The 253-nt window shown below is 43.5% G+C and carries 1 protein-coding gene; it reads right to left on the bottom strand.

Features of this window, described 5'->3' with window-relative positions; all coding sequences use genetic code 11:
• The coding region (locus tag R0K30_RS22750; RefSeq protein WP_486304037.1) for a Gfo/Idh/MocA family protein at window positions 1–253 on the bottom strand (253 nt) is incomplete at both ends.

Here is a 253-nt window from a genome sequence, read left to right as displayed (position 1 = left end):
CTAAACTTGCTTTATCACCGTAAATACGAAGAGATAAATTATTTTCTTCGCCAAGTGCGACTTGGCTCGCGAGTAGCACACCTTTACTATCATTATTGAAGCGCAGCAAAACTGTACCATCATCATCGAGTGTTCGCCCTGGCACAACGTGATTGAGATCAGCACAAAGTGAGCTAATCTCAAGGCCGCTAACATACTCTGTTAAATTAGCTGCATGCACGCCAATATCAGCGATACAACAGCTTATTCCAGC

The organism is Bacillus sp. SIMBA_154, assembly GCF_046536015.1.
Lineage (GTDB): Bacteria > Bacillota > Bacilli > Bacillales > Bacillaceae > Bacillus > Bacillus pumilus_P.
This window is presented reverse-complemented; position numbering and strand designations above follow the sequence as displayed.